Genomic DNA, 1,116 nt, shown 5'->3' with positions numbered 1-1,116 from the left:
ATCTGCCGATCGACCAGATCTTCGGCCGCGTCGCCGCGACGCCGTTCGTGGTCTACCCGCCCGGCATCGCCACCATCGTGCCCGGCGAGCGGCTGTCGGAACGCAGCAAGCCGATGATCGATTACCTGAAGATGTTCGAGGCGAGCTTCAATGCGTTCACGGGCTTCGAGGTCGAAGTCCAGGGCATCTACAAGGAGATCGACGACTCCGGCCGCGTCCGCTTCTACACCTATGTCGTGTCCGAATAGGCGAACGGGCGCAACACGATGGAGAATGATCACAAGATCACCGTCCGTCCTTCCCGCGACAGCGACGTCGACGCCATGCTGTCGATCTACCGCCACCATATCCGCCGCGGCGTCGAGGAAAGCGTCGACGACAGCGGCACGCCGGAGCCCGACGATCTGCGCGACCGCCGCAAGAATCTGCGCAACACCCGCCTGCCCCATCTCGTCGCGATCTGTGACGGCGAGGTGGTCGGCTATGCCTATGTCGTGCTGTTCCGCAAGCGTCCGGCCTACCGCTACACCGTGAAGCATTCGATCTATGTGCATCACCGCTTCACCGGCCAGCGTGTCGGCGGCCGGCTGCTGCAGGAGTTGATCGACACCTGCGCCGCCGCCGGCTTCCGCCAGATGATCGGCTACATCGACAGCGACAACGCCGCCTCGCTCGCGCTGCACGACCGCTTCGGCTTCGCCCGCGTCGGGCATTTGCCCGGTGTCGCCTATCGCTATGGCCGCTGGTCCGACACCGTGATGGTGCAGCGCTCGCTCGCCGCCGGCGCCACCGCCCCGCCGCCACCCGCGCCGCTGTCGCGACGGTGATGGGGGCCTGGCGGCACCGCTTTTTCCACGTGCGTCGTCCCGGCGAAGGCCGGGACCCATAACCACAGGGTTGAGTTGGTGAGGAAAGCTGTGGCCCCAGCGTCGCGCAATAATCACCTTCGGTGGTTATGGGTCCCGGCCTTCGCCGGGACGACGATGAGGATGCGTCGCAATTCAGGACGTCAAACAGCGCGGTGTCATCACCCGCGAAATGTTTAGCCCGGACAGATCACTGACGGGTGTTCGGAGACATAGCTGACACATCAACCTTGGCTGGATTGGTCCGATT

General features: G+C 64.5%; 1 protein-coding gene and 1 pseudogene. Both read left to right on the top strand.

The features are described 5' to 3' along the window. Window positions 1-248 (top strand): annotated as a pseudogene (locus tag PMN64_RS42860) (amino acid decarboxylase); the annotation flags it as partial. A gap of 18 nt (window positions 249-266) precedes the next feature. Beyond that, entirely contained in the window at window positions 267-827 is a 561-nt protein-coding gene (locus PMN64_RS42855) for a GNAT family N-acetyltransferase (protein ID WP_028342702.1), read from the top strand. Window positions 828-1,116: the final 289 nt, after the last annotated feature.

Origin of the sequence: Bradyrhizobium sp. UFLA01-814 (genome assembly GCF_046718885.1) — a bacterium.
Classification (GTDB): Bacteria; Pseudomonadota; Alphaproteobacteria; order Rhizobiales; family Xanthobacteraceae; genus Bradyrhizobium; species Bradyrhizobium elkanii.
The sequence above is the reverse complement of the archived record's forward strand: the minus strand, read 5'-3'. Positions and strand labels throughout refer to the sequence as shown.

Coding starts and splice junctions, on each gene's coding strand:
- PMN64_RS42855 (WP_028342702.1), top strand. CDS start 267: ATGGAGAATGATCACAAGATCACCGTCCGTCCTTCCCGCGACAGCGAC.